This window comes from Mesorhizobium zhangyense (assembly GCF_011045115.1).
Taxonomy (GTDB): Bacteria; Pseudomonadota; Alphaproteobacteria; order Rhizobiales; family Rhizobiaceae; genus Mesorhizobium_M; species Mesorhizobium_M zhangyense.
Window position 1 is genome coordinate 38,080 of record NZ_JAAKZG010000016.1, and the last position, 24,609, is coordinate 62,688.

General features: G+C 57.9%; 18 protein-coding genes and 4 pseudogenes. 7 read left to right on the forward strand and 15 right to left on the reverse strand.

What is annotated here, in order from left to right; translation table 11 throughout:
- The first annotated feature begins 6 nt into the window (after window positions 1-6).
- Together G6N74_RS25790 and G6N74_RS25795 are read left to right on the forward strand one after the other, a co-directional pair.
- Window positions 7-930 (forward strand): LysR family transcriptional regulator, encoded by a 924-nt coding sequence (locus G6N74_RS25790; RefSeq protein ID WP_165120868.1) that lies wholly within the window; start codon window positions 7-9, stop codon window positions 928-930.
- Window positions 911-2,311, forward strand: a complete 1,401-nt coding sequence (locus G6N74_RS25795) for an amidohydrolase family protein (RefSeq protein ID WP_165120869.1) — start codon at window positions 911-913, stop codon at window positions 2,309-2,311. The genes G6N74_RS25790 and G6N74_RS25795 overlap by 20 nt, the downstream gene beginning before the upstream one ends.
- On the opposite strand, the gene G6N74_RS25800 is transcribed toward G6N74_RS25795, so the two are convergent.
- The 6 genes and pseudogenes from G6N74_RS25800 to G6N74_RS25825 all read right to left on the reverse strand — a co-directional run.
- A complete protein-coding gene (locus G6N74_RS25800) occupies window positions 2,296-3,198 on the reverse strand; it encodes a dihydrodipicolinate synthase family protein (protein ID WP_165120870.1) in 903 nt (300 codons plus the stop codon). The two genes, G6N74_RS25795 and G6N74_RS25800, sit on opposite strands and share 16 nt — an antisense overlap.
- A 19-nt stretch (window positions 3,199-3,217) precedes the next feature.
- Window positions 3,218-3,559, reverse strand: coding sequence for a ferredoxin (fdxA, locus tag G6N74_RS25805; RefSeq protein ID WP_091918054.1), 342 nt, complete (start codon window positions 3,557-3,559; stop codon window positions 3,218-3,220).
- A gap of 30 nt (window positions 3,560-3,589) precedes the next feature.
- Window positions 3,590-3,769, reverse strand: coding sequence for a hypothetical protein (locus tag G6N74_RS25810; RefSeq protein WP_165120871.1), 180 nt, complete (start codon window positions 3,767-3,769; stop codon window positions 3,590-3,592).
- 1,409 nt (window positions 3,770-5,178) lie between these two features.
- Window positions 5,179-6,180 carry a hypothetical protein gene (locus G6N74_RS25815; RefSeq protein ID WP_165120872.1) on the reverse strand — a complete coding sequence of 334 codons (1,002 nt, stop codon included), beginning with the start codon at window positions 6,178-6,180 and terminating at the stop codon, window positions 5,179-5,181.
- 262 nt (window positions 6,181-6,442) lie between these two features.
- A pseudogene (locus G6N74_RS25820) lies at window positions 6,443-6,625 on the reverse strand (hypothetical protein); the annotation flags it as partial.
- 59 nt (window positions 6,626-6,684) lie between these two features.
- A pseudogene (locus tag G6N74_RS25825) lies at window positions 6,685-6,986 on the reverse strand (SDR family oxidoreductase); the annotation flags it as partial.
- 688 nt (window positions 6,987-7,674) lie between these two features.
- Between G6N74_RS25825 and G6N74_RS25830 the strand changes: the two are divergent.
- The 3 genes and pseudogenes from G6N74_RS25830 (at window position 7,675) to G6N74_RS30925 (ending at window position 11,577) form a co-directional block, all read left to right on the forward strand.
- Entirely contained in the window at window positions 7,675-10,725 is a 3,051-nt protein-coding gene (locus tag G6N74_RS25830; protein ID WP_446685594.1) for an autotransporter family protein, read from the forward strand.
- A gap of 193 nt (window positions 10,726-10,918) precedes the next feature.
- Window positions 10,919-10,978: pseudogene (locus G6N74_RS30920) on the forward strand (hypothetical protein); the annotation flags it as partial.
- Between the two features lie 128 nt (window positions 10,979-11,106).
- Entirely contained in the window at window positions 11,107-11,577 is a 471-nt protein-coding gene (locus G6N74_RS30925) for an IS5 family transposase (protein ID WP_246245954.1), read from the forward strand.
- Between the two features lie 91 nt (window positions 11,578-11,668).
- On the opposite strand, the gene G6N74_RS25840 is transcribed toward G6N74_RS30925, so the two are convergent.
- The 3 genes from G6N74_RS25840 to G6N74_RS25850 all read right to left on the reverse strand — a co-directional run bounded on the left by G6N74_RS25840 (window position 11,669) and on the right by G6N74_RS25850 (window position 14,528).
- The gene (locus G6N74_RS25840; RefSeq protein WP_165120873.1) at window positions 11,669-12,817 is read right to left on the reverse strand and encodes a GGDEF domain-containing protein; all 1,149 of its coding nucleotides are present in this window, start codon (window positions 12,815-12,817) and stop codon (window positions 11,669-11,671) included.
- Between the two features lie 218 nt (window positions 12,818-13,035).
- Complete coding sequence (locus tag G6N74_RS25845) at window positions 13,036-14,172, reverse strand: GGDEF domain-containing protein (protein WP_165120874.1); 1,137 nt, start codon at window positions 14,170-14,172, stop codon at window positions 13,036-13,038.
- Window positions 14,173-14,249: 77 nt separating this feature from the next.
- Window positions 14,250-14,528 carry a conjugal transfer protein TraD gene (locus tag G6N74_RS25850; protein ID WP_165120875.1) on the reverse strand — a complete coding sequence of 93 codons (279 nt, stop codon included), beginning with the start codon at window positions 14,526-14,528 and terminating at the stop codon, window positions 14,250-14,252.
- A gap of 97 nt (window positions 14,529-14,625) precedes the next feature.
- On the opposite strand from G6N74_RS25850, the gene G6N74_RS25855 reads away from it, so the two are divergent.
- The gene (locus G6N74_RS25855) at window positions 14,626-14,955 is read left to right on the forward strand and encodes a hypothetical protein (RefSeq protein ID WP_246245947.1); all 330 of its coding nucleotides are present in this window, start codon (window positions 14,626-14,628) and stop codon (window positions 14,953-14,955) included.
- Between the two features lie 137 nt (window positions 14,956-15,092).
- Window positions 15,093-15,449, forward strand: coding sequence for a lysozyme inhibitor LprI family protein (locus G6N74_RS25860; RefSeq protein WP_165120876.1), 357 nt, complete (start codon window positions 15,093-15,095; stop codon window positions 15,447-15,449).
- Window positions 15,450-15,568: 119 nt separating this feature from the next.
- On the opposite strand, the pseudogene G6N74_RS25865 reads toward G6N74_RS25860, so the two are convergent.
- From G6N74_RS25865 to G6N74_RS25890, 6 genes and pseudogenes are all read right to left on the reverse strand, one after another.
- Window positions 15,569-16,712 (reverse strand): annotated as a pseudogene (locus tag G6N74_RS25865) (IS3 family transposase).
- A gap of 42 nt (window positions 16,713-16,754) precedes the next feature.
- Window positions 16,755-17,237 (reverse strand): transporter substrate-binding domain-containing protein, encoded by a 483-nt coding sequence (locus tag G6N74_RS25870; RefSeq protein WP_165120877.1) that lies wholly within the window; start codon window positions 17,235-17,237, stop codon window positions 16,755-16,757.
- Between the two features lie 101 nt (window positions 17,238-17,338).
- The gene (locus G6N74_RS25875; RefSeq protein ID WP_165120878.1) at window positions 17,339-18,517 is read right to left on the reverse strand and encodes an MFS transporter; all 1,179 of its coding nucleotides are present in this window, start codon (window positions 18,515-18,517) and stop codon (window positions 17,339-17,341) included.
- A complete protein-coding gene (locus G6N74_RS25880) occupies window positions 18,514-19,863 on the reverse strand; it encodes an HdeD family acid-resistance protein (protein ID WP_165120879.1) in 1,350 nt (449 codons plus the stop codon). Before G6N74_RS25880 ends, G6N74_RS25875 begins: the two co-directional genes overlap by 4 nt.
- Window positions 19,864-20,036: 173 nt before the next feature.
- Window positions 20,037-23,585: an autotransporter outer membrane beta-barrel domain-containing protein gene (locus G6N74_RS25885; protein WP_165120880.1), complete on the reverse strand. Its 3,549-nt coding sequence runs from the start codon at window positions 23,583-23,585 to the stop codon at window positions 20,037-20,039.
- Between the two features lie 41 nt (window positions 23,586-23,626).
- Window positions 23,627-24,490 carry a helix-turn-helix domain-containing protein gene (locus G6N74_RS25890; RefSeq protein ID WP_165120881.1) on the reverse strand — a complete coding sequence of 288 codons (864 nt, stop codon included), beginning with the start codon at window positions 24,488-24,490 and terminating at the stop codon, window positions 23,627-23,629.
- Between the last annotated feature and the right edge of the window lie 119 nt (window positions 24,491-24,609).

Below are 24,609 nucleotides of genomic sequence, written 5' to 3' on the forward strand. Positions count from 1 at the left end.
CAGCCGATGCACGCCAGCATTCTCAAATACTTCGTCGCCGTGGCCCGGTCGGGCTCGATCCGCAAGGCTTCGGAGGATCTGCATGTGGCAACGTCGGCCGTCAGCCGGCAGATCAAGAAGCTGGAGGACGAGCTCGGCACGCCCTTGTTCGACCGCTTTTCCGACGGTCTGCGGCTGACCACCACCGGCAAGATCGTGTTGCGCCACGCAAGAGAGACGCTGCAGCAATATGAGGTTATGAAAAGCGACCTTGGCGACCTGCAGGGCAAGAAGACGGGGCGTGTGCATATTGCCTGCCTCGACAGCCTGGCAATCCACTTCATGCCGACGCAGATCATGGCATTCCACAAGAAGCACTCGGCCGTCGATTTCCGCATCCGCACCGACAACTACAACAATATCTTCCGTTTTGTCGCCGAAGGCGACGTCGACATCGGCATCACTTTCGATCTGGCGCGGCCGCAGGATATCAAGCTCGTTCATGGCGTGCCGATGCCGCTGATGGCGATTGTGGCGCGCAACCATCCGATCGCCAGGCTCAAGGCCGTCACATTGCAGGAATGCGCCCAGTTCAAGCTGCTGCTGCAACTGGACAATGAGGTGATGAGTTCGATGATCGCCTTCGAACTCGCCGCGCTCGACCGCATCGGCCGCACGCTTGTCGCGACCAACAACCAGATGATGCTCAAGCCGCTGATCCTGTCGGGCATGGGGGTCGCCTTCTTCACGCCTCTCGGGCTGCTTGACGAATTGCGAGCCGGCGACGTGGTCGCGGTGCCGATCGCGGGATCGCATCTGCAGAACATGCAGGTGGGCATCGTCGCGCCACGCGACCGGCAGCTGACCCATGCAACGGAATCGGTGATCGAGTTCCTCAGCCAGGAACTGGATAAATTAAGCCGGGAAATCGATGACATCATCCGCAAGTGAAGCCGTGCCGGGTAGGGTCCTAGACCTGCCCGGACGCCAGAGGGCCGCCCGCGTTGACGACCTGACCGCGTTGCTGCCGCAAGGCGCCTCCAGGCCGGCAATCGGCGACCTGCTGATGGCCGCGCCGTTCAATGCCCATGATCACGGTTATGGCTTGCGCACGCTGGATTTCGGTAGCGTCGACGATGCGCTCGAAGCCTGGATTCCGAGTCTCCGGCTGAGGCCACGCACCGATCCCTATCTCGAAACGCTGGTCGCTTTCGCCCGCATGGCAAAGGGCGGCATCGCCGGCACGATCCATTGCCACAATTCGCTGAACGCCGACCGGTTGATGGAAGAAACGCTGGCGGTGGTCCGGGCTGCGGGCGATGTCGGTATCCTGCTCGGCCTGTCCTGCCCCCTGTTCGACTTCGATGCCTGGGCCTATGATGGCGGGCCGGAACGGCTCAAGCCGTATCTTTCCGAGGCCGATTGGAACGGCCTTTCGCGAACCATCCCGCGTTACGCTCCAGTCGAGGCGCAGATCGCGGCGGTGGACGCCGTAGCGGCGGCCAATTCCAATCCGCTGGTGAGCGTGCAATATGGGCCGATCGGGCCTCAATGGTGCTCGAACGCGCTACTCGAGGGCATCGCGGAAGCATCAGCGCTGAACGGCCGACGAATCCACATGCACCTGCTCGAAAGCCCGCGTCAGCGGCAATGGCTCGACCGGCGTTTCCCACAAGGCATCGTCACCTATCTCGATGACATCGGATTCCTGTCACCACGGCTGGCGGTCGCGCATGGCGTCCAGCTCAGGCCGGACGAATATGCGCTACTGGCCGAGCGCGGGGTTCAGCTTGCATCCAATCCGACCGCCAATCTCAGGCTGCGGTCCGGTATCGCGCCTTTGCGGGATGCGGTAGCCAAAGGCCTGAAATTCGGTATCGGACTGGATGGAACGGGCATGGACGACGACCAGGATCTCTGGCGCGAGATGCGGGTCGCCTATCTGCTGCAAGGCGACCGTGAACTGACACGCGGCTTCTCGGCCGCGGCGCTTTTCCATGCGGCGACGTCGACTGCCACCGACATCATAGGCGCTGGCAAGAGATCTGACAGGGTCGTCGTCGACTATGAAAAGTTGATCGAGGACAGCCTGTTCGATGACGTCGACGAGGCCGAGGTCCTGCTTGCGCGCATGACCGCCGGGCATGTCCGTGCGCTTTATGTCGAAGGACGCGAGATCGTGGCGGCGGGCAGGCTTATGACCGTGGATTTCAATGCCGCGCGCCAGGAACTTATGGCTCAGGCGCGGGCGGACATGCCCCGTCTACGGCAGGAGCGCGGCCGTGTCCGCGCCCTGGCAGAGGCAAGCCGCGCCTACTACGCCGGCTGGTGAAGTCGCTCGTCCAAGCTCTTTGTAATCCCGTCGAGTGCCGCGACATGTGCGCTTTCCGAGATCGGCAATTGCGGCGGAGCAACATTCAGCCAGATCGGGTTGCCCGTGCGTTTCGATACGAGATATTTGATCGCAGGAATGAGCGGATTGGCCGAGATCGACTGGCGCAGGCCGAGCACCTGCTTATGTAGCGCGGCATCGTCCTGATGTATCGCCAGATCGGCCGAGGAGGCGGGGTCGATATTGACGGTCGCTGAAATACAGCCGGCGTAGTTGTCGATTTCGGCCCTGGACAGGGTGCCTTCGCTGCTCGGAAAGACATCGAAGCCGTCGATTTCGGCGAGGCGGCGCGCGTAGTCGAGATTGCCGGAGCTGTCCTTCGCACCGTTGATGCGCTCGGGAAACGCGCGGGCCAGCCGCTCCACCAAAGCGGGGCTGAACTCGATGCCGGTAAGCTGCGGGAAGTTGTAGAGGTAGATGCCGATCGGCGCATCTGCGGTCCGCGCGATCAGTTCCGCGAACCAGGCAAACAGGCCGTTATCGGAAATCGGTTTATAGTAGTAGGGTGGCAGCAAGAGCGCAGCCGCGTAGTCGAGCGCATGGGCATGACGGGTCAGGTCGATGGTCGTCTCTAGATCCGGTGTGCCGGTGCCGACCATCAGCCGCGATCGATCGAGGTTTTCCGCTGCCGCCGTCATGATTGCCTTGCGACTGGTGGGCGAGAGTGAATTGGCCTCGCCGGTCGTGCCCAACACGTTCAGCCCGTCGCAGCCATTGGCGAGACACCAGCGGCAATGTTCGATGAAGGCTGCGAAATCGATCTTGCGCCGTGCGTCGAAAGGCGTGGGAACGGCTGCGATGAGGCCGGACAATTTTGATTCTGGCATGTTTCCTCCGGACATCCCGTCAGGAATGCGACGGCGCTGATTTCTTATATTGAGCGACCGCGGGATGGTCGGTGGCGGTGGAAAGACGCTTGTCCCAGCCACCGGGCGAACCGAGACCACTGACGGATGTGTCGAAGAAATCGCGGTTGATAGCGATGAAAGCCGACTGGGCCGGCGTAGCCTCCTCGTCCCAGATGATGGCATCGACGGGGCAGACCGACAGGCAAAGCCCGCAGTTCACACATTCCTCGGGATGGATGTAGAAGATTCGGCCACCTTCATAGATACAGTCCACCGGGCAGACGTCCGTGCAATCGCCGTCCTTAACGTCTATACAGGGCTCTGTGACGACATATGCCATTCCGGAACCATCTCCGTTCGCTTCCGGGAACTATGGCAAATCGATGCGTTGCAAAGAAGCGCTGATATTCGCAGGAATGATTGCCGATATGGCAACGCCCTGACCTGCAACAAGTAATTTACTCCAGTTGGGATTAATTCCCGCCACGCTGCGAAGCGAATTTGGCTGGCGTCCCATGACGACAGTGCCGATGAAGAGATTGAGAACCATGCGGGGAACATTTTTTGGTCACCACCACGCCGGCCATCGTGAAAGCTGATGGTCTTTCACGCGGCTGCAGTAGCATCAGCTAATATAGCGTGAGCCGACAATTCGATAACCTTCAGAACCAAGATCGGTGGTGGCCGTAATTAACCAGGACTGGCCGGCGCGATGGATAGGGTCTATTGAGGGACAGCCCTGCGCGCCGGCCAATGCGGCGATGCGGCAGCCGCCCCGATAGAATAACATCAAGGTGTGGAGAGGCTATCGATCGAATGGGCTATGCCCGAACTAAGATTGTTTCAAGCGTTCGGCCTATACCCCTCGCTCGCGCCCGAGCCTTCGCAAATCGTTCAGCAGCTTCGAGACTTGCGCGATCATATACAGATGCGGTTGTTTTCGTGCCGGCACGCCCCGCGACTTTGGCCCCGTCATCTGTCGATGTACCCGTAGCGCGACCTTCTGGAATGCCGTTGGGGGATCGCGTGGCGGTTTGTCCGTTCAGAGAGCATTGCAATGATCAATGAGCTGCGTCTCAATGCTTCCAAAGCGAAATTGCACGCCGGAGAGCCATGATGATTGTGCGAAACATGAGCACTCTCGACTGCACGAAAATCCGTCGTCGCGATTATGCGAGACGAATGAAGAGATTGGCCGGTCGCAAGGTAGTGGAAGGCGATCTTTCTGTAAAATGCTAGTCGGTCACCGATAAGTCGTGAATGGAAAAGTGTAGTGATCAACGGCCACTTTGAGGATTCCCGGCTCGGGTGGAGCCTGCCGCGCTTAAGCCGATTGATCCCGAAGCCGGCACCCCGAGCGAACCAATTTTCTTTGCAATTTGGATTGATGAGATATCGGGCAGAGAAGCCCGAGACGTGTAGCAGGGTAGAAGGAAGGGCATAGCCACATCGAGAGGCTCGACGTACTTGCGCGGGGTTTGGGCGGGTGGCGTCGAGCCTCCGCTGACACAGTGCTAGCGATGGCCAGACCCCATTATCGATCCTGCGTCGCGATTACGGGAGACGAATGAAAAGATGAGCCGGTCGCCCGATGGGGGTAGGGGCAGCTACCGGCCCGCAAAAAATGGCTCACGCAGAAACTCGTACCGGCGCAGCGCGTCGAAAAGACACTTGTTTGGGGCCGGGCGGAAAAGCGTAGCGACAATGATGGCTACCTTTGGGAAGTGGTGGCGGACGGTTGCAAGACGCAGGGCGCTGTCAGATTTGACACCCGAACAACTAAAGAACATAGGTCATCAGGAGGCCCATCGACCCAGGCTTGAAATTAAGGCCGGTCTGATCACGAACTTAATGTCGATGAGGTAAGATCGAAGGCGGATCGCTTCCCCACGATACGCCACCGGCGATATTCGCGTGTGGACCTATTATTCGCTACTCGGGTCGAGTGTCTCCCTTACCTCATCGATTTTTGCCGTAAGCATCCCCGACCCCAAGCACGTCCTTGGCCCAGTCCATCATCTCGTCGTCGACATAGTTATCCCCGTAGGCCGCAACGCGGTTGTCGTTTGCCGCATCCAATAGAGCTGCTCTGAGGGCTTCATCGTCAGTGCCGACGGCTGCGGCTTCAGAAGCAAGTTCGGCTTGGCTGAGCGACGTCTCGGCTTGGCTCACAGCAGTTGCCGCGGCACTGTCCAGCAATCCCTCTACCGTGGCAACCTCGGCTTCCCAGGACACTACATCCTCCGGTGCAACAGTGGCTGCATTCAAATCCTCAAGCCGGGAGGCAAGACTTTCTACTGTTGGATTGTCGTAGACGCTGATCGCATCGTCATAAGGCGTTATTGCCGCTGTCTCGACTGCGATTGCAAAGCTTGTTTTCGCTTCGGCAAGCGCGGCCGCCGCTGCCGTGACTTTTGCGTTTGCCAAGTCGAAATTTGCCGAGGCCTTTACGAAAGCCGATATCGCAGCCATGCGAGGCGACTTGCTGTTCAGATAGGCATGGTAGTTCCGCTTCAGTGAATTGAGTCCAGCCAGTTTGGCGTGAAAATTCTTCGGCCTTGCTTCCGGCAGGGCCACATTTGCGGGCAGAACCGCCAACTTGGCAGCCTTGCTTGCAAGTTTCGCGGATTTCGCTCCGGTGGGGAATGCTTTGGCAGTTGAACCCTTCACACGCGAACGTTCTTTGCCAAAAACAGCACCAAAGACGCTGCCAATCGATTGCGAGACGGCTTGACTACCCCGGGAGGTTTTTGAACGACCCCTCGCATCGGCGGACTTGCCATGTTCGCCAGTGGCACCCTTGCCACCCCCGCCGCCTTTTCCACCGCCATTTTCGCCATCGTTACCACCCTTGGCGTAAGCGGCGATCCATTCGAGGCCGATCGTGGTTGAGGTAAAATTGATGGGTAGTACGGCTATCGCCAGCGCCGACACAGCCAACACAAGAACCTTGGACTTCATCACAAGCTCCTCCCAGACGACCCGCTTGGGGAATAGAGGTAGAATGAGCTGCGGCGATGTCCAATAAATTTGTATCTCAGCGCGTAGTCGCTCCGAAATCTGCTGCGATCCGCGTCAGACGTTGCCACCAGATCGGAAACTAGCTGCGCGCTTGCTCAAACAGCTCCACAACGTTGCCGGATGGGTCGATCAGCAAAATCTGAGAGCCGCCATCTTCTCCGCCCCTCTCCCAGCCGGGAAACTACAGCGGAAAACTCCAATTCTGAACGGTCCAGTTTTCAGGGATCAGATCAGGGGCTGGATAGGCGACCGCACAGCGAAGCGTGCCCGAGGGGATGTAGGGACGCTGCGGCAACACGAAGAGCTGTCTGTCAGCGTGAAAGTTGACGCTACCGCCGCTCCACGGCCACAGACCCGCGATAGCCCGCACCAGCGTGCTCTTGCCGAACCGGCGCAATGTTCCAATGGGCAACACCGGTCTGTCTCGGCTGACATTCTCCAAAGTCATTCATACCCGCCGGCAATGGGAAAGATCTCGCCAGTGATGTAGCTGGAACAATGGGACGAGGCTAAGAAGACATAGGCTGGTGCGATCTCCTCAGGTTGAGCCGGCCGTTTCATCGGCGTTTTTGCGCCGAACTTCGAAACGTCCTGCGCTTCCTCGTCGGACGGGTTGAGAGGCGTCCAGACCGGGCCGGGGGCTATTGCGTTAACCCGTATGCCCCGGGCGATCAGATTGCCGACGAGAGCTCTGGTAAGGCGTGTATACCGCCCTTGGTCATCGAGTAGTCCACCAATTGGGGACTGCGCCCTGATCTATTGCATAGCGGCGAAGCGCAACCACTGGTTACGCATTCGAAGGGTAATGCACCCTCTTGCATCCTCTAATTTATGTCTGTACCGGTGGTTTATTGCTTGAAGTACCGCGTAAGAATCAGGGTCGCTTTACGGTATTTGGAAAATGAAATGCGTGGGTGCCAAGAACACGCAACTGATTTCAGGCTCCACAATGAAATACGAGTAGGGCGGGCTCGTTTTCTTGCGCAGGGAATAAATATTCCGTGTGACGAGGGGAGCACGATCTTGAAATCAGCGCAGCGCAAATCTGGAAAATTCGCGGGTGATTCAACGGTCTGTCATCGTGGCGGACGCATGACCAAATGGCGGGGCAAAGCTGCATCCGTCGCGGGTCTTTATGGCTCGGTTGCAATTCTGGCGACGGTTAGCGCAACCTCTTCTGCATGGGCAGACTGCACGGTGCAGCCGGACAGCAGTTATTTTTGCTCCGGCGTTTCAGGCGGCCAGGTGATAAGCGATGCAGCGCCGCTGACGATTACTGCAGACGGCACCTTTAACGCCACCAATGGAGCCGGGGAGGGTCTCTATATCGGTTCAAACGACGGTGGGATCAACTTCACTCAACAAAACGGAAGCACGATTACAGGCTCGTCGACCGGCATTTTTTCCAGTGTAAGCACCTCCGGTACGCTCGATATGACGATTTCGGGCGATGTTAACGGCAATGGTGATGCCGCAATCTGGGCGGTGAACAATTCGCCTGCAACAGATGTGTCGGTGACGCAGACAGAAGATAGTACGATTACCGGTCTGACGCACGGCATTCGTGTCGATAATTACGGAGACGGCGCCGTGACGGTTACCACGGCCGGAACAATAGTGCAGACCCAGACCGGTTCCAGTAACTCTGATACCTTCGGCGTTTATGCATACAATGCGGCAAATGCGACGGATATTACCCTTAACCAGACCGGGGGATCGATCTCCGGCAATTGGTATGGCATATTCGGCAACAATCTGGGCACCGGCGCAACAGCGATTATCAGTTCCGGCGACGTGACGGCTATCGAACGTGCCGGTCTTTGGGCCTTTAATGGCAGCAATGCCACGGATATTGTCATCGAACAAACTGAGGGAACGGTCGAAGGGGGGCGGAACGGCGTCTTTGCGGAAAATACGGGCACGGGCACAACGACGGTCACGTTGGCCGGAGATGTGATCGCGACCGGCACTTACGGCGTTTATGCCTATAATCGCGGCCAGACCACCGATCTGACCGTAAACCAAACCGCAGGAACAATAACCGGACCATCTCTTGGCATTCTTGCGGTGAATATCGGAACGGGCGCGACCGCTGTTAGCGTTGCGGGTGATGTGACCGGGACCGGCAGGTTTGGCATCGCAGCCCGTGGCGGCGATGAGACAACCGGCGTAAGCGTGGAGCAGACTGCTGGTTCCGTTACCGGCACTACTGGCATTCTGCTGAAGAATGAAGGCACCGGGCCGTCATTGGTCAGTGTTGCGGGCGAGGTGAGCGGAACAGACGGCGCTGCTATCCAGACGATAGCGGCAAACGGCGCGACCATCGATATTGCAGCATCGGCAACGGTCTCGGCAACGTCCGGAATTGCCATCCGCGACGGTGGCGCCGACTTCAGCGTCTTTAACGCTTGGCTTGACCCGACTGACTCAGACGTGATCGGCGGCGATGTCGTCGTGAACAACGCCGGCATTGTAACCGGCGATGCGATCCTCGGCCTCGGCGACGACACGTTCAATCTGACCGGTGGAATCTATACCGGCAATATTTACGGCGACGACAGGGACGACGCTGAAAGCAGCGACGGTGTCGCCAATCATGAAGGCAACGATACGTTCAACTGGACGGGTGGCGTACTGGTCGGTGGTTTGTACGGTCAGGATGGATCTGACACCGCAACCGTTAGTGCATCGACTTATGACGGGTCGCAGACGCTTGACGGCGGCGATGACACGTCGACTGCCGACGGCATGATCGATACGCTTACGCTCGAGGGTGTGACAGCAACCACGAACGGCGGCAAGATCACCAATTGGGAAATTGTCAATCTGGATGGGGCCAATCTGTCGATCGATGACGGGGCATGGCATGTCGGTGAGCCAGATGAAGGAATAACGGGCGTTTTCCTCAATGATGGTTCCACACTCGACGGTATGGCGTCGCTCGACTTCAACGGCAATATGACGATCGATGCCACGTCCATCTTTGGTGGCACTGGCGACGGAATCGGCGTTTATTCGTTCAGCGGCGATGTAGCAAACGCCGGAACCATCACGACGGTAGATAATGCCGTTGGCGATGTCGTTACGATCGGTGGCAATTATGTCGGTGATGGCGGACAGATGCTGTTCGACGTTACACTTGGCGACGATCGTTCCAGGACGGATAGGGTCGTCATCAATGGTGACACGTCCGGCACGACAAATGTTGGCATCAACAATGTTGGCGGAACCGGCGCGCAAACCGATGAAGGTATCCGTATCATTGAAATCAACGGTGCCTCCAACGGTGAATTTTCGCTCATTAGCGACTATTTGGTAAATGGCAGGCCAGCCGCGGTTGCCGGCGCTTATGCCTACCAGCTCTATCAGGGCGGTACGTTGACGCCGACTGACGGCGACTGGTATCTGCGCTCTCAATTGAATCCTACCGACCCAGTTGATCCCGGCGACCCCCTCTATCAGGCCGGTGTTCCAACCTATGAAGCTTACCCGCAATCACTGCTCGGCCTTAACGGCGTACCAACCTTGCAGCAGCGCGTCGGCAGTCGCTTCTGGGCCGGTAACGGTAATAATGTCGTCGCACAGGGAGCCGATTCGGTTGGCACACCTTATGCAACGCCGGAAGAAGCCGGTGTTGCGATTGAAGGCAATGGCATATGGGGCCGTATAGAAGGTGCTCATAACAGCATCGAACCGCGTTTCTCAACCTCAGGCACCGATTACGACCAGAGCGCCTTCAAGCTTCAGGCCGGTATTGATGGGCTACTGACCGAAACGGAAAACGGTAAGCTGATCGGCGGACTCACGGTTCACTACGTTCATGGCAGAACCGACACCAGCTCTGTTTACGGCGACGGCGAGATCAGCACAGACGGTTACGGCTTCGGCGGTACACTGACATGGTACGGCGAGAACGGCTTTTACCTCGACGGTCAGGGACAGGTGACGTGGTACACAAGCGGCCTGAATTCCGTTCTTGCCAGCACAAACCTTACCGATGGCAATGACGGTTTTGGCTATACGCTGTCGCTGGAAAGCGGCAAGCGCATTGTCATCGATCCAGCATGGTCCATCACACCGCAAGTCCAGCTGCTCTATTCCAATGTCGATTTTGATGCATTTACCGATGTATTCGGTTCACGTATCAGCCTCGATCGTGGTGAAAGCCTGCAAGGCCGCCTAGGCTTGACGCTCGATCATGAAGACTCGTGGCAGAATGACAAGGGCATGCTCAACCGCACCCATGTCTACGGCATTGCCAATCTCTATTACGAGTTCCTTGACGGGACGCAGGTCGATGTTAATGGCGTGAGTTTTGCCAGCCGCAATGACCGCGTATGGGGCGGCGTCGGCATCGGCGGAACCTACAATTGGGATGATGACAAGTACTCGATCTACGGCGAAGGCCTTGTCAACACTAGCCTGAATAACTTCGGCGACAGCTATTCCGTCAAGGGACAGCTCGGCTTCCGCATGAAGTGGTAACTAGCGCACGTGGACAAAGGTTGACTGCGGAATCCGGTTTTGATTCAAGGCTTCCATTTGGAGGCAGCTTTGGGCGAACCGATTGGGTTGACGGACGAGGAATGGGCGCTGATCGGTCCGCTTCTCCCTGCTGAACGAGGGCGGGATGCCGCCCTGCTCAGGACAATCGACGGTATTTCGAAGGCATGATGTGATGGCGCGCACCGGCGCACAATGGCGACAGCCGCCTGATGAATTCGGCAAGTGGAATAGCGTCTTCCGGCGCTATAGACGCTGGGTCGAGACCGGCGTGTTCGAGGCAATGCTCGAAACCCTGGCAGATATGGTCGAGCGCGATCGAACCGCCGACATGATCGACAGCACCTTTGTCCGGGCACACCACTGTGCGGTCGGCATAAAAAGGGGGCTCAGGAGGCCGAGGCGCTTGGTCGATCACGCGGCAGCTTCACCACCAAGCTTCATGCCCGGTGCGATGCGAAAGGCCGCCCGCTCGGCTTCGTCCTGACGCCCGGGCAAACGCACGACATCCAAGGCTTTGCACGATTGTTCCGGATGATTTCCGACCGGATCGAGGCGTTCCTCGCCGATAAAGGTTATGATGCCGACGCCATTCGCGAAGAGATCGCCAGCGCCGACATCGAGGCCGTTATCCCGGCAAAGAGCAACAGGCGCGACCCGATCCCTCACGACAAAGCCAAGTACAAATGGCGAAACCAGATCGAGCGGCTCTTCAACAGACTCAAGAAACTGGCGGCGGGTCGCCACCCGATACGACAAGACCAAGGAATCCTATCTCAGCTTCGTCGCCATTGCAGCTGTCAACTATGGATACCCTTTGTCAATGAGCGCTAATAGAGGTGGCTCGATCGGAGGCGCGCCTGAGCCGTATTGAACAAGTTTCAGGCCAGCGCCTTAAGTCAGTGGGGCGCTTTCACTCGTCAGGCTATCCTACGAGGCGGACGGTAGCGCTTTTGACTCTGTTTCTGCCGCCCGTCTTTGCTTTGTAAAGTGCTTGATCTGCCCGCTCCAAGAGCGCGTTGAAGCTCTCTCCACGGTCTGACGAATACGCGACGCCGACACTGACCGTCACGCTTATCGGCCCTTTGGTCGTCGTAACTGCTTTTTCCTCGATCTTCGCTCGAATGTGCTCTGCAAATTTCATAGCAATCTGCCGGTCGACGTTGTGAAGGATGACGCAAAACTCTTCCCCGCCCACCCGAGCGGCAACGTCCGAAATTCGGATTCTGGTCGAGAGAATCTCGGCAAAATGACAGAGGACGAGGTCGCCCATTGCATGGCCATAGCTGTCATTGATCGATTTGAAATGGTCCAGATCGAACAGGACAACGGCGGTGCGGGGGCGAGCCGCTGCCGTGTAACGATCCATCAACGCCCGCCGATTGAGAAGTTTCGTAAGTGGGTCCGTTAATGCCTCCATGCGATGAAACCGAGAAATTCTTGCTTGGTTGACGGAGAGCGACAGGGCGCCAATGCCGGTCAAACCAATGATGACGACAATGGAGTTGATACTTTCGGCCCAATTTGTCGGAAGGGCTGTTAGGATCCATTGGCGCTCAAGGGCTATCACCAGACCGCACAAGGCAAACGAGACCGCGCTGATGGCGTAAAGTATCGCGCTCGCTGCCATGGCAATCGGCGCCTCCGAGCGACCGCCCCAGTACTGCCACCCCGTGAGTACGAGAAGGAACGCGATCCCGAGATTGGCGATTATTGTGCCTATGCCGGAAAATCCCAAGGCAAAGGCGCCGATCGTTGAGAGAGCTCCCAGTCCCGTGACTGCCCACACCTTGACCCAATGCGTCGTGCCGAGCCGAAACTGCATGGAACCCGCATAGATGAACCCGAAGCCTATGAGAAGCGTGGTGAAGGACGCTGCCTGGAGCACGGGATCATAGTTGCGGCCTATTACACTGATCAGCACGACGCCCAGGACGATGGAACCCAGGCCAGCGGACCAGTCGAACAGAAAGGTATCGCGGCGCGACCCGATCCAGGCCCCGAACAGGGTCACGCACAGCGCCCCGCTGGAAACGCCGATCGCGAGCAGAAGGGTAACCTGATCGAAAAACATGAACTTTCAGACCTGGGCTTGATGATAATCTAAATGCTGTTTTTGGCAGATGTGGATAGAGAGCATTGCGTTTCGACGGTTCTAGTATCCAAAACCTCATCCGTGAGTGCTATCGACAAGCAGCCAGCTAAATGCAGGTGAACCTTGAACCCAGCCATGTCTCTCCTCGGTTACCCTCAACCGTTATGTCGGACCTAATGGGGAATTCACAGACTTCTCTATTCGACAAGTCGAACGCGATCGCGGCCATCGGCTTTGGCTTGATAAAGTGCGCGATCAGCACGATCCATCAACGCGTGGAGGTTTTCATTCTCGCGCGCAATTGCAATTCCGAAGCTGGCCGTTGGGCAGGCTTCACCCGCAACGATACCAGGCGCGACTTCTTTGAACGCTGACCGAGTTTCTTCGGCCAAGAGGTGCGCAGTGCCGGCTTTTCCCGGTGGGAGCAGTACCGCGAATTCCTCGCCACCAAGGCGAGCCATGATCGCATCACCGGGAGCTTTCTCTTTGAGAATCTCGGAAAAGCTTTGAATAATTCTGTCGCCGCCGCTGTGTCCGAAGCGGTCGTTGATCGATTTGAAGTGATCGAGGTCACTCATGATGATCGCAGCCGGTTCGCTGGTAGTCTGTCGCGCCAGCGCGTCGAGAGCGCGGGGTTCGAAGCCGCGACGATTGAATAATCCCGACAATGCGTCGATTTGCGCGTCTGATTTGATACTGTCCATCACGTCGCTCGCGATCACCGCGAATATCCCAACTGCCGTCATCGCGCAAATAAGAGCATCCGAGATCGAGACGACCAGCCAATAAGCTCCTTCAAATCGTTCATCCGGGATAGCGGAAGCAAGCAAGAACAGGGGGCGAAGAAGGAAGCCTACGCACGAAACGATTATTAGGCCAAAAAGCACTTGCTCGACCGGAGTGCGATCTGAGAGCTTTGCGACATCAAGGAGCATCAAAAGACCGACGGCAGCGAGCCCAGTATTGAGGTAAATAACCCGTGCAAGCAGGCTTATTTCTATGAACTGATTGTAATAGAGTGCCCCCAACGTAATCGCCGCGATGGTCAAAAGGACGCCATAGCGAGGCCGTTGTCCGCACCGGTTGGACAACCCGATGGACAACAGCAGCATTGCTAGCATCAAGAACACGTTGGCCAGCAGCCGTAGAGCCGAATTCTCTAGAGCAAAGGCAAAATAGAAGATGCCGAAGCACAGCGATCTTACCGCATATGAAAGGCCGAATATACCAATATATTTAAGGTGACGGTGATGGTGCCAAATCGCGAACAGGGACGCGCAGAAGATTGCTGACATACTTGTATTCAGCAGGCCGATGACGTTGTAATAGTTCATGCCTGACAACACAGGGCGACCAACTCTCTGCACCAACCTCCGTTCATGAAGGACGAGATAACGCGTACCTGTAAATATCAGGTGAACTCGGCACCGCAAAAGCTATCTGAATAGCCCCGGGATTTGTAGACGCCTTCTTTCCTAGTTTTAAGTAAGGCCTTATGGGCAAAGCCAATTTCAGCGACGGTTTCAAGCGTGACAGCGGGCGTCTCTTCTTTGTATTCTGCCTCAAAGGCCGTTTTCCCCAGCTTTGTCCAGATGCCGCGCGCGTCTCCGCCCTGCTCGCCTTTGAGTCTGTCGGCCATCCAAAGAAGCGCGCCGAGGACGATGGCGCGGTCGTCGCCGATCAGCTCCACTGTGGCGTTTACTTTACAATTTCAGATCTGGAAACGTCATGTGCTTGTTAGGCTTAGCCCGTAAAAAGAGGGGAACTTTTCGCTAAGGATTTCGACGATGATCCATATGCCGAAACGTCTGCAAAATCGGAATGCGAACACGGTGCGGGGTTTTTCGAATGAACAATGGTCCATGGCACGCCGCGCTGCCCGTGAGCTGGACAAAGTTCTCGATGACGCAGTATCGAGGCAGGCTGCCGTCACCCGCGCGGCGACCGAACTGCAGCTGACGTCGCGGCAAATCTACAATCTCCTCGGGCTGCTGGCTCGCTCTGCCGCCAGTCGCCGCAAACGGCTGCCCGAAGAGCTCAAGAGTATCATCGCAGCGACACTGCGCGACCAATGGCTGACGCTGCCGGCGCCAGCGACTCCTCACGGAAGCAGTTAGTCAGCTTTTGCCGCAGCAATCAGTAGTAGAGGTTCAGGCGGAAACGGCTACTGTTACTATACGGTATCCCGATCCTTGCCTGCCGCCGTTATGCGTGTTTACCTGTGATTACTTCAATTCTGAGGGGGAGTACAACCATGCGTTTTCTACTTGCTGCCGTCGCGATGCTGTCGTTTCCCATAGCCGCTCTTGCAGATCCAACTTCAGACTTTAAAAAAGCCGACCAGGCACTGAACCAGACTTTCCAGAAGGTTCAGAAACGACTTGCCGACGATGCCGACGGCAAGACGCGCCTCGTCAAGACGCAGAGAGTGTGGATCGCGTTCCGCAACGCCGAATGCACTTTTCAATCCAGCGGCGATGATGGCGGCTCTGCGGCGCCAATGGTTGCTGCAACATGTCAGGCTGAATTGACCAAGAGTCGCACCAAGCAGTTGAAAGTCTACCTGAACTGTCAGGAGGGCGACCTTGCTTGCCCGGTGCCAGCAGAATAGCCGAGAAAAACAAGATGTCTTCGAGATATATGCTGAACATATGCTGATCGCGTTTATGCCGTTGACAGCTGCGATGGGGGCGTCCTGGCCTGCCCCCGTGGCGTGATCCGGGTTTAATGTTAGTGCATGCTGGGCCTTTCTGCCACTGCTGGCGTTGAAGCCGGGCCGTTCTGGCGCGTCCACACGATGGCTTCGGGTGCCGGCGGCTTATAGTTTAGTGATGAGTGTGGACGCACGGTGTTGTAGTGCTGTCGCCAGCCCTCGACGATGATCTTTGCCTCCTTGAGCGTGTAGAAGATTTCTCCGTTGAGCAGTTCGTCGCGGAGTTTGGAATTGAAGCTTTCGCAGTAACCGTTCTCCCACGGACTGCCCGGCATGATGTAGGCCGTTTTGGCACCAACCAGCGCAATCCATTCCCGCAAAGCCTTGGCGATGAATTCCGGACCATTGTCCGAACGAATATGCGCAGGATGAAGAGATCGGAGAGCACATCGATGACGTCGACAGCCTTCAGCTTTCTCTCGACCCTGATGGCTACACATTCTCGCGTGAACTCGTCGATCACGTTCAACATGCGGATTTTCCCATTGTGCGTGCGGTCCTCGACGAAATCGTAAGACCAGACATGGTTGGGGTATTCCGGCCGAAGCCGGATGCACGAGCTGTCGTTCAGCCAGAGCCGACCACGCTTAGGTTGCTTGGATGGTACCTTCAGCCCCTCCCGCCGCCATATCCGCTCGACCCGTTTGACGTTCACGATCCAACCTGCCTGCTGCAGCATCGCGGTGATGCGACGGTAGCCATATCGGCCATATTGGAGGGCGAGCGCTGTGATGTCCGCGGTCAATGCCGCTTCATCACTCGGGGTCTTTGCGATTTTGCGCTGCGTGGAACGATGCTGGCCGAGAACCCGACATGCCCGTCGTTCGGACACGCCCAGCTCTGCAGTGACATGATCCACACAAGCGCGGCGGCGAGCGGGGCTTAGAAGTTTCCTCTGGCAGCCTCCGCCAGGATCATCTTGTCCAGGGTCAGATCGGAAACTGCCCGGCGCAGGCGAGCGTTCTCGGTCTCCAGTTCCTTCAGGCGCTTCACCTGATCGCCCTTCAGGCCACCGTACTCTGCCCGCCAGCGGTAATATGTAACTTCCGTCACGCCTATCGACCGGATCGCCTCCGCCATCGATTTGCCTTGGGCATTCAGCACGTCAACCTGACAAAGCTTCGTGATGATCTCTTCCGCCTTGTGTCTTTTCGCTGCCATTTCAATGTTCTTCTTAGGCTCATAGCCATACCTCAAGAAAGATCACTTTTCAGGGGGCAGACCAACCTCGTAGAAGCTCTCGGACAAGCCCTCATGCCAGCTTCGCGGAAAGCTGCTGTCGAAGCGGCGGTAAAACAGGGCAAGCACAAGCGTCGCAACCAGCACGATGAAGGCGAGCCAAGCCATGGCGCGGAGATGGCCCGCACGCTCCAGGCCGCCAATCACCTGCCAGAAGCCTGCGTTCTCGCTTTCCGCCACCATGATGCGCAAGCCGGTGTCATACCAGGGCTGCGAGAAGGAAATGCGCTCGACGCGATCCTTGGTGATCGTCAGGTTGGAGACGGCGGCCGTGACTTCGCCGCGCTCGGTTGCGGCGATCAAAGCCTCGAATGTCGGATACTCCCGGTAGGAATAGTCGAGATCAAGTGGCTTGGCGGTCGCCTCCCACAGTTCAATCGCCATGCCGGAGTAATGTGCGCCGTCCTTCATGACGAAGGGCGGGCTTACATAAACGCCTACGATCAACGGCTGAGGAGGAGTTTCATTCTGCGCCTGTGATGATTGGATGGAGAATGCAGTTCCAATCAGCAGGCAAAATAGGAGGCATATACGGGAAATCAGTCTCATTAGCTCGTTTCTGACGCGGGGTCCGTCTCGATTCCCTTTCCGGAATTGTTGTTTCTGGCCTTGTCGAACATGGCAAAACCCGTGAAAAGACCACAAGTGAGCGTGGCGAAGATCGGTAGCCCATGCGGCGTAATTTCCATAGCCATCCCACCGATCAGGGGACCTGCGAGCGCCCCGATTCCCCAGGCGATGGACAAGAGGGCATAGACGCTGACCAGTTCACCGCCCTTGTAGCGATCGCCGAGAATGGCCATGGTGGTCGTGTAGATGCCGACGAACGCGCCGCCCCAGATGAACAGGAGCGGATAGGCCAGCCAGGCATGAGCGAGGGCTGCGGGCCAGACAAGCGCGCCAACGGCCGAGATTGCCGCGAGAATGACGACGAGCAGACGGCGGTTCATCCTGTCGCCAACCCAGCCGATCGGGAGTTGGAGCAGGATCGATCCGATGAGCAGGACCGTCAGCAGCAAAGTGGCGGACTGCTCTGGCCAGCCGAGCTGCATCGCATAAAGCGGAAGCAGGCTGAGCCCCGCCGATTCCAGCGCTGCGTTGAGTGCCGCGGCAGCGACCGCCACCGGGATGAGCCGCAGGTAACGGAATGGGCTTTCGTCCGCTTCGCGTTCGGGCCTTACTTCGTGAGGCCGGCTGAACTGAAGGAAAAGGCAGGCAAGGAGCGCGAGCACCGCACCGATTAGAAAGGCAAGAGCTTCTTCGCGTCCGACAAGCGTGAGAATCGCTGGCCCCAGTGCAATGCCCGCCGACAAGGCGGTTACGTAGATCGCGATGGTCTTGCCGCGTTTTGCCTCGCTGGTGATCTGGTTGAGCCACGCCTCGGAAACCACGAACAACGTCTCAGAGGCAGCACCCAATGCTGCCCTCAGGGGAAACCACAGCCAGAAGAAAGGAGCGGCCGGGAAGACCGCGAACAGCGCGCCGGCCATAAGTAGCGCACCCTTGGCGAGCTTGTTGAATCCAAGACGCCTGGAAAGGCCGGGAAGTGCGGGCGCAACGAGCAGAACACCGATTGCGTACATCGCGCTATTCGCGCCGATCAACGTCTCCGAATATCCGGCATCCGAAAGTTCCAGCGAGATCAGCGGCGCACTGAGGCCGTATGTCAGCCCGAACGTGGCAGCAGTCAGAATCACGACCGCTGTCGTTCTTGCCAACCTGGTCATGCTGCTGCCCTCTTGCGGCCAGCTTGCTCGTCCTTGTGGATGAGTTCCCGCCTCGCACGGAAGGCTTCACCGATCCGTCTTCTCCAGCGGTGCTCGCTGTGTTCGATCACCTGCTCAAGCAGCCGCGTGTAGTCGAGCACAAGACCCGGAGTCCAGGTCATGGCCTCAGCCCGGCCACGCACGATGCGCATCAGCCAGAAATGCGGATCGCTGACGATCCGGAAAAGATCACGCCAGGGCCGGCCGGTATGAGCTGCACCCTCAGTGGCAGCATCGAGCGCCTGGATGACCGTGGTCGAGCAATTGCGCGCGGTGAGATTATAGGTCGTGTCTTTCGAATAGGCCTCCCAGAAGCTTTTCAATGCCTGCGGATTGAAGCGGCGGAAGGTGATTTTCTGGTCTGGCATGCACCAGGCGGCAGCTTCGATCGCCAACGATTCGTTGAAGCGCCCCGGCACGTCGTTCTCATGGCCTGCCGATAAAAGCGCACGAAAATCGTCCGGGCTGTGATCGATGTCGTTCGCCGGATAATGACTGACATAGATCTCGGGCGGCATTTCCAGCGCGCTATGCCCGGTTGAGATCGCGCCCTTTTTGTCGACGGCGGCGACATAGCGGTCGATCAGCAGGCGTCGCTCCGGGTCCTTCGCGGAGCCGATGGCGGTCCACACATAGACGTTGAGAGCATTATCATCCTCGTTGGCATGAGAAGCATCGCTCAAAATCGGATGGACCTTGCCGCCTTGCCAATTGCGGGCGGCGTAAAGGGGAAGCGAGGTCACGGATGCACTGTCTGGCAGTTGCCGAAGCGGCAGGGCCATGCGCAACAACGCGTATCCGGAGGTCAGCAGCAGCAGCGCGAAGCAGAAGGGCACCGTCAGTCGATGCGGCACGGGCCATGCGGACAGGATCATGACAGCCAGGCACATTTCGATCAGCCCGGCGACGATGCCCACACGCCAGCGGGGACTGCGAACGAGGAAGGCAGTGGCAATCCGGAACAGTCCGTCGATGAGGAACGCCGCGCCGAATACCATGGCCGCGCCAATATTGTTGTCCCACGGGACATTGAAGACGAGAAAGGCCGCGAACAGAAAGGCACCGCCCCGCAACGCGTCAATCCAATGATCGCGCAATCCGATCGACGTGGCAGCTGCGATTTCCACCAGCCCTTCGATCACCAGGAAGATGGCGAGAGTGTCGAGCACGAAGGAAAGCGCGCCGTCACTGAGATCGAACAGGATGGCGATGCCGAGCAGCATCCAGACGACACCCGCGATCGCGAGAAGCCGCCACATCGGCTTGAGCGCGCGCGCTCCGAGGAGTAGGAAAAGCAATCTGATCATGATGAGCCGCCTGTCAGGATTGGGTGTAGCCGCGGGCTCTCATGCAGTCCTTGACGAGGTCGGCTTGTTCCATACCCTTGACGATACCGTCCCCGATGCCGTCGCTGCTGTACCGAGAACGGCAGCAAAAAATGCACTTTTTAATTTCATAACCCATCTCCTTTGCGGGCGATTTAAAAACGAACACCGAGCTTGGCGTTGAAGCCATGCTCCTGAGCGTCCGAGGCAAGCTGCCCCTGATAGGCAAGCCCAATGGTTGCCTTGTCGGTCAGTTTCACATCGAGACCGGCTTCGATGACGGCAGCGTTCTTTGTGATCGGCGTTCCCTCTACGGCGAAGGACGAGCCGCCTGTGAAGGCGAACGCGGTTTCGGGTATCACGTCGCCGAACGCATGCCGCCAGCCGATACCGCCACGCGCGGTTGTGCTGACGGAACCAAGCGTCAAGGTGGTCGAGGCGCGCAGCCCTATCGTGGTGAACGTTGTGTCGCTCGACCGGTCCTTTCCGGAAAGTGCTGCCGCACCGCCATCTTCCGAGAAGCGATCTGCGCTGAAGTTAACATAGGCCAGGTTCGCATAGGGCTCGAAGGAGACCGAAGTCTTATCGATCCGATATCCGAGTTCACCGAAGGCCTGGAACGTGCCGGCATGGTAATCTGCCGAGAGGCTGTCGGAGAAGTCCGCAAACGCCACGGACCTGCCGGTCTCGATGCGGTGCCACGTATAGACGAGGCCGGAACGGAAGCCGAGAGGGCCACGCTGCGTGCCGGCGTAGAGCCCAAGGTGATAGTTGTTGCTCGAGCCGGAGGAGGCGCGATCATCGACATGGATGGAAGTGTGGCTGTAACCGGCAAGGAGCCCGAGCCGCCAGCTTTCGCCGATGGCTGCATCGCCACCTGCAATAAAGCCTCCCGTCGAGCGGTCGAGGCGGGCAGCATTGTCGTCTCCATCCAAATGTCCCCAGGCACCGAAACCGCTGCCCCAGACGGCGAAGTTCTCGCTGGTTGCGGGAGCCAATTCCGGGCCTTCCGGTCCATAGGCCATGACCGGGACGGTCGATGCGCCGACGCTTGAGAACGCCGCGCGAATGCGCTCGCCGGCGGCATCGCGGACGAAATGGCTGTCTTCGACAAAGGCGCTGTGAATGGAAGCGTGGATCTCGCCTGAAAGCAGATCGAATGCGTTGCGGGATTCCTGTCCCGTCAAGAAGAGGATGTTGTCGTGGATCGGGTTGATGGAGCCGAGGGCTTCCGCGGCTGCCCCCACGGACCTCTGATTGAACGTGTTGCCGACATCGGCATAGGCGACGGCACTACGATCGACATCGAGATAGATGTTGGTCGGATCATAGGCGAGTTCGAAGTCGACGAAAGGCGAGTCCGTATAGAGACCGCCCGTCAGCCCGCCATATGTGCCGTTGACGCCGCCGGCCGCTGTCAGCAGGGTATAGCGCGTATCGATCGAAGCCGTGCCCTGGCGTATCAGTTCGATCTGCGCGCTGCTGTCGATTGCAGCACTTCCACCGACATCGATGAGATCGGACGACTTTGCCAGACCAGCCTGATAGATCGAACCAGCCTGCTGAGTGAAATCGCCGGTGACCGTCAACCGTGCGACGGCCTTGTTCGGATCCAATGCGCTGCCGGGAGCGACCATGCCGCCGTCACCGACAACGACGCCGTCGAATGACCCGGCGCCAGCGACGACACCGCTATCGTCTGCCTGCGCAATGCCGCCGATCTGCCCGTCATTGCCGAGGAAGCCGGATGCGGTCACGTCATGGGTGATGGCGCCCGTGTCCGTGAGCAGCAGGCCCGCGCCCGAGCTGACTGTCGTCATGCCGGCGTAATCGTTCTTGCCGCTCAGCGTCTGCACTCCGCCGGCGACAAGCAGTGCGCCACCGCCGTGCTTCTTCTCATCGTCAAGATCGGTGATGCTGCCGGCGAAACTATCGTTCGCGGCGGTCAGCACGAGCGTCCGATCGCCCAGCAGAACCGCGCCGGTTCCGCTCAAGCTACGAATGCGGGCATCATTGTAGGCGTCGGAAATTCCCCAATACGGATTGGCATTGCCATGGTCGGAGATATCGAGCGTCCCGTCGGCGACCACCCTGGCGGAACGCTCGATGCTGCCGAGACCAGGCAAGGAGAGAGAGGCGCCGCCATTAATGTCGGTGGCACCGCTATAGGTGTTGATGTTCGTCATGCGAACATCGGCGCTGCTTTCAATCGTCAGATCGCCGGCACCCGAGATCACCCCCGCGATGCCGAACTGACCGAAGGATTCTCGAACAGGTTTGCCATCCTTGCCCAAAACGGGCTGGCCGTCAGCATCCAGCTTGTCCCGCTGCCATTGGCTGCCCATTTTGGCGCTGATCTTGCTCAGCTGCAATTCGCCTGCCGTGGGGGCATCCGTGGTGAAATTGTTCGCGCTGACGAAATACGGCGTATAGGCCGTGGTCTGCTTCGCCAGATCATACACTACCGATTGAGATAGAAAGAAATCGAGGCCAACGACGACAGTCGTCTCTTTTGCGCCGTCATTGCCATAAGCCACGTTAATCTTGTCGAGCTCTACGGGGGTTCCATCCGGTGCTGCGATCGTCAGGCTTGGTATGGTTGCGATGTAGTTTACTATTTTTCCGTCGCCGTCTTTGATCTCCTTGAATTTGACGCCGGCGGTCCTGAGCTCTTCAAACTTGGCCTTGCTGAGCGTGACGCTGGCTCTGCCCGGTGAACCTGTATCAAGCAGGGCGGCCGCCTTCTCGGAAATGGGTTTCTGCCCTTCCACGGCCGTGAACTGGAAATCGTAATTCCCCTCGAACAGTGTGGACGCGTTTGCGTTGGAGCCCGAAAATTTCGATTGGAAATAGTACCGGTTCTGATTCCCCCAGGGCATCACGCTGGTGAACTGTGTACGAAGACTCGGGTTGAGATTTATGATCGTGCACGGAGAACAGCCCGGGGTTGCACTGTTGGTATAATCCGTGTTGGCCGAAACGATGTAACCACTCTGCGTGGCGCTGCCCATCATGCCCCAGACGCTTGAGTTGAAGAGATAGTCGCCGGCCCCGAAAGTCCCCGCGAACTTTCCACCCTCTTCAGCCATTTCTCCCTGATTCATCAGGCGGCGCTGATTCAGGTCGGCAAAGTATTCGTCCTTTATCATTTCGCCATAGACATCCCGAAGCCTGCCATCAACATGTGCATTTTCGGGGTCTATCTTATCGAATTCCGAATATCCCTGGCTGTATATGAAATCCAGGATTTTACCGACCTTGTACTTTCCATTTCCGACAGCAGGAACATCGATGGTTTTCGATAGGTCGTTCGGATCGGAGTAGGTGAGCTTATCGATCTCGACCGTCCGAAGCTTGTAGCCGTAAGTGCTGTTGCCATAGGTATAAACATATGGCGAGCGTCCGGTGACCGGCCGTACGCCGGTCACTTCCGAGCCGATCTGCGTATTCAGCTGTTCGGAGCCTGTATCGAATATGTAGCGCTGAGCCTTGCCGTTGTTGATCGCCGCCCAGATACCCAGGCGATTGGCGAAGTCTCCATTTTTCTCTTTGACGTATTCCAGCGGGATCATAGTGGGCTCATCCGCAAGCGCGACTGCGGCGGATCCGACAGCAAGTCCGACGCCGAGCGACATCGTCGGCAAAATCGCCGTCGGCATCGCCGTGGTCGCTGCCAAAAATTTCGTCCTGAAATGCGCGCGCATGCTTATTTCCCCTGCCTTCAAAATCACTTGGTTCTTTCAGCTCAACGGTTGCCGCGAGCGCGGCGCAATGCGCTTGGCGTTGTCGATTTTTGCCGCCGCATCGATGCGGTCATGTGACTGTGGTTGGAGAAGCCGGCGAGCCTTGCCACCATGCTCAGTGGCAGGTCGGTTGAGATCGCCAGTTGCTCGGCCATCTCCAGCCGGGTCGCAAGGACGTATTGGTGTGGCGGTTGCCCGGCCGTCTGACGGAAAGCTCGCAGGAAATGGCTTGGCGAGAGGCCCACAACCATTGCCAGCCGTTCCACGGACAGTTCATCCGCAAGATTGGCCCGTATGTAATCCTGAATGTCGCGCCAGGCCTTGGCCGACAGACCGCCCTGGCTCTGGTGCTGGGGACGGCTGCTGAGGGTCGAGTAGTTGCGCAGCAGATAGGTGGAAAAGACAGTGATCAAGGAATCGAAATAGAGGCGATTGGAAGGTTCCCCTTTCTGAAACTCTTCCCGGATCAGACTCGCCAAAAGTAGCGCTTTCTCGTCCACGTGACCTCCCTCGGGCGGCCGAAACTCGAAATCCTCCGTCTGGAACTCCAGACCCGCCAGCGCGGAGAGCTTGTCGGGCGCAAGCGCGAAGAGGAGATTTTCCTTCGCCGTCCGCCATCGTGCGAACAACTCTGCACCAGCCGGTACAATCTCCACTGTGCCGACCGGTGCCATGAACACCGACTTGCGGTCTGAGTTGAGCGCGACTTCACGATCCGGTTGCGGCGTCAGCAGGACCAGGGCCATATGCGTCGGCGCGTGGAATCCGATCTCGTTCGGTCCTGTCCGCGTTCGGGTGACCGCTCCGCTTTCTGCCTCGAATTTTGGTCCCCACGCATCAGGGATGCTTTTGAGCATATCACGCATTGGCCATGCACATGCTGGCCGCTCGATGCGACAACCTCATCGCTCCATCGAACATTGGCTCGGGTCCCTCATCAATTCCCAGCCGAAATTCCCGATGGCATAGTTCAATGATTGCTATC

Excerpts from the sequence above, each read along its gene's own strand:
- G6N74_RS25885 (WP_165120880.1), bottom strand. The coding sequence starts at position 23,585 with ATGCGCGCGCATTTCAGGACGAAATTTTTGGCAGCGACCACGGCGATG.
- G6N74_RS25830 (WP_446685594.1), top strand. The coding sequence starts at position 7,675 with ATGACGATTTCGGGCGATGTTAACGGCAATGGTGATGCCGCAATCTGG.
- G6N74_RS25855 (WP_246245947.1), top strand. The coding sequence starts at position 14,626 with ATGATCCATATGCCGAAACGTCTGCAAAATCGGAATGCGAACACGGTG.
- G6N74_RS25845 (WP_165120874.1), bottom strand. The coding sequence starts at position 14,172 with ATGAACTATTACAACGTCATCGGCCTGCTGAATACAAGTATGTCAGCA.
- G6N74_RS25880 (WP_165120879.1), bottom strand. The coding sequence starts at position 19,863 with ATGATCAGATTGCTTTTCCTACTCCTCGGAGCGCGCGCGCTCAAGCCG.
- G6N74_RS25860 (WP_165120876.1), top strand. The coding sequence starts at position 15,093 with ATGCGTTTTCTACTTGCTGCCGTCGCGATGCTGTCGTTTCCCATAGCC.
- fdxA (WP_091918054.1), bottom strand. The coding sequence starts at position 3,559 with ATGGCATATGTCGTCACAGAGCCCTGTATAGACGTTAAGGACGGCGAT.
- G6N74_RS25810 (WP_165120871.1), bottom strand. The coding sequence starts at position 3,769 with ATGGTTCTCAATCTCTTCATCGGCACTGTCGTCATGGGACGCCAGCCA.
- G6N74_RS25800 (WP_165120870.1), bottom strand. The coding sequence starts at position 3,198 with ATGCCAGAATCAAAATTGTCCGGCCTCATCGCAGCCGTTCCCACGCCT.
- G6N74_RS25815 (WP_165120872.1), bottom strand. The coding sequence starts at position 6,180 with ATGAAGTCCAAGGTTCTTGTGTTGGCTGTGTCGGCGCTGGCGATAGCC.
- G6N74_RS25790 (WP_165120868.1), top strand. The coding sequence starts at position 7 with ATGCACGCCAGCATTCTCAAATACTTCGTCGCCGTGGCCCGGTCGGGC.
- G6N74_RS25890 (WP_165120881.1), bottom strand. The coding sequence starts at position 24,490 with ATGCGTGATATGCTCAAAAGCATCCCTGATGCGTGGGGACCAAAATTC.
- G6N74_RS25795 (WP_165120869.1), top strand. The coding sequence starts at position 911 with ATGACATCATCCGCAAGTGAAGCCGTGCCGGGTAGGGTCCTAGACCTG.
- G6N74_RS25875 (WP_165120878.1), bottom strand. The coding sequence starts at position 18,517 with ATGACCAGGTTGGCAAGAACGACAGCGGTCGTGATTCTGACTGCTGCC.
- G6N74_RS25840 (WP_165120873.1), bottom strand. The coding sequence starts at position 12,817 with ATGTTTTTCGATCAGGTTACCCTTCTGCTCGCGATCGGCGTTTCCAGC.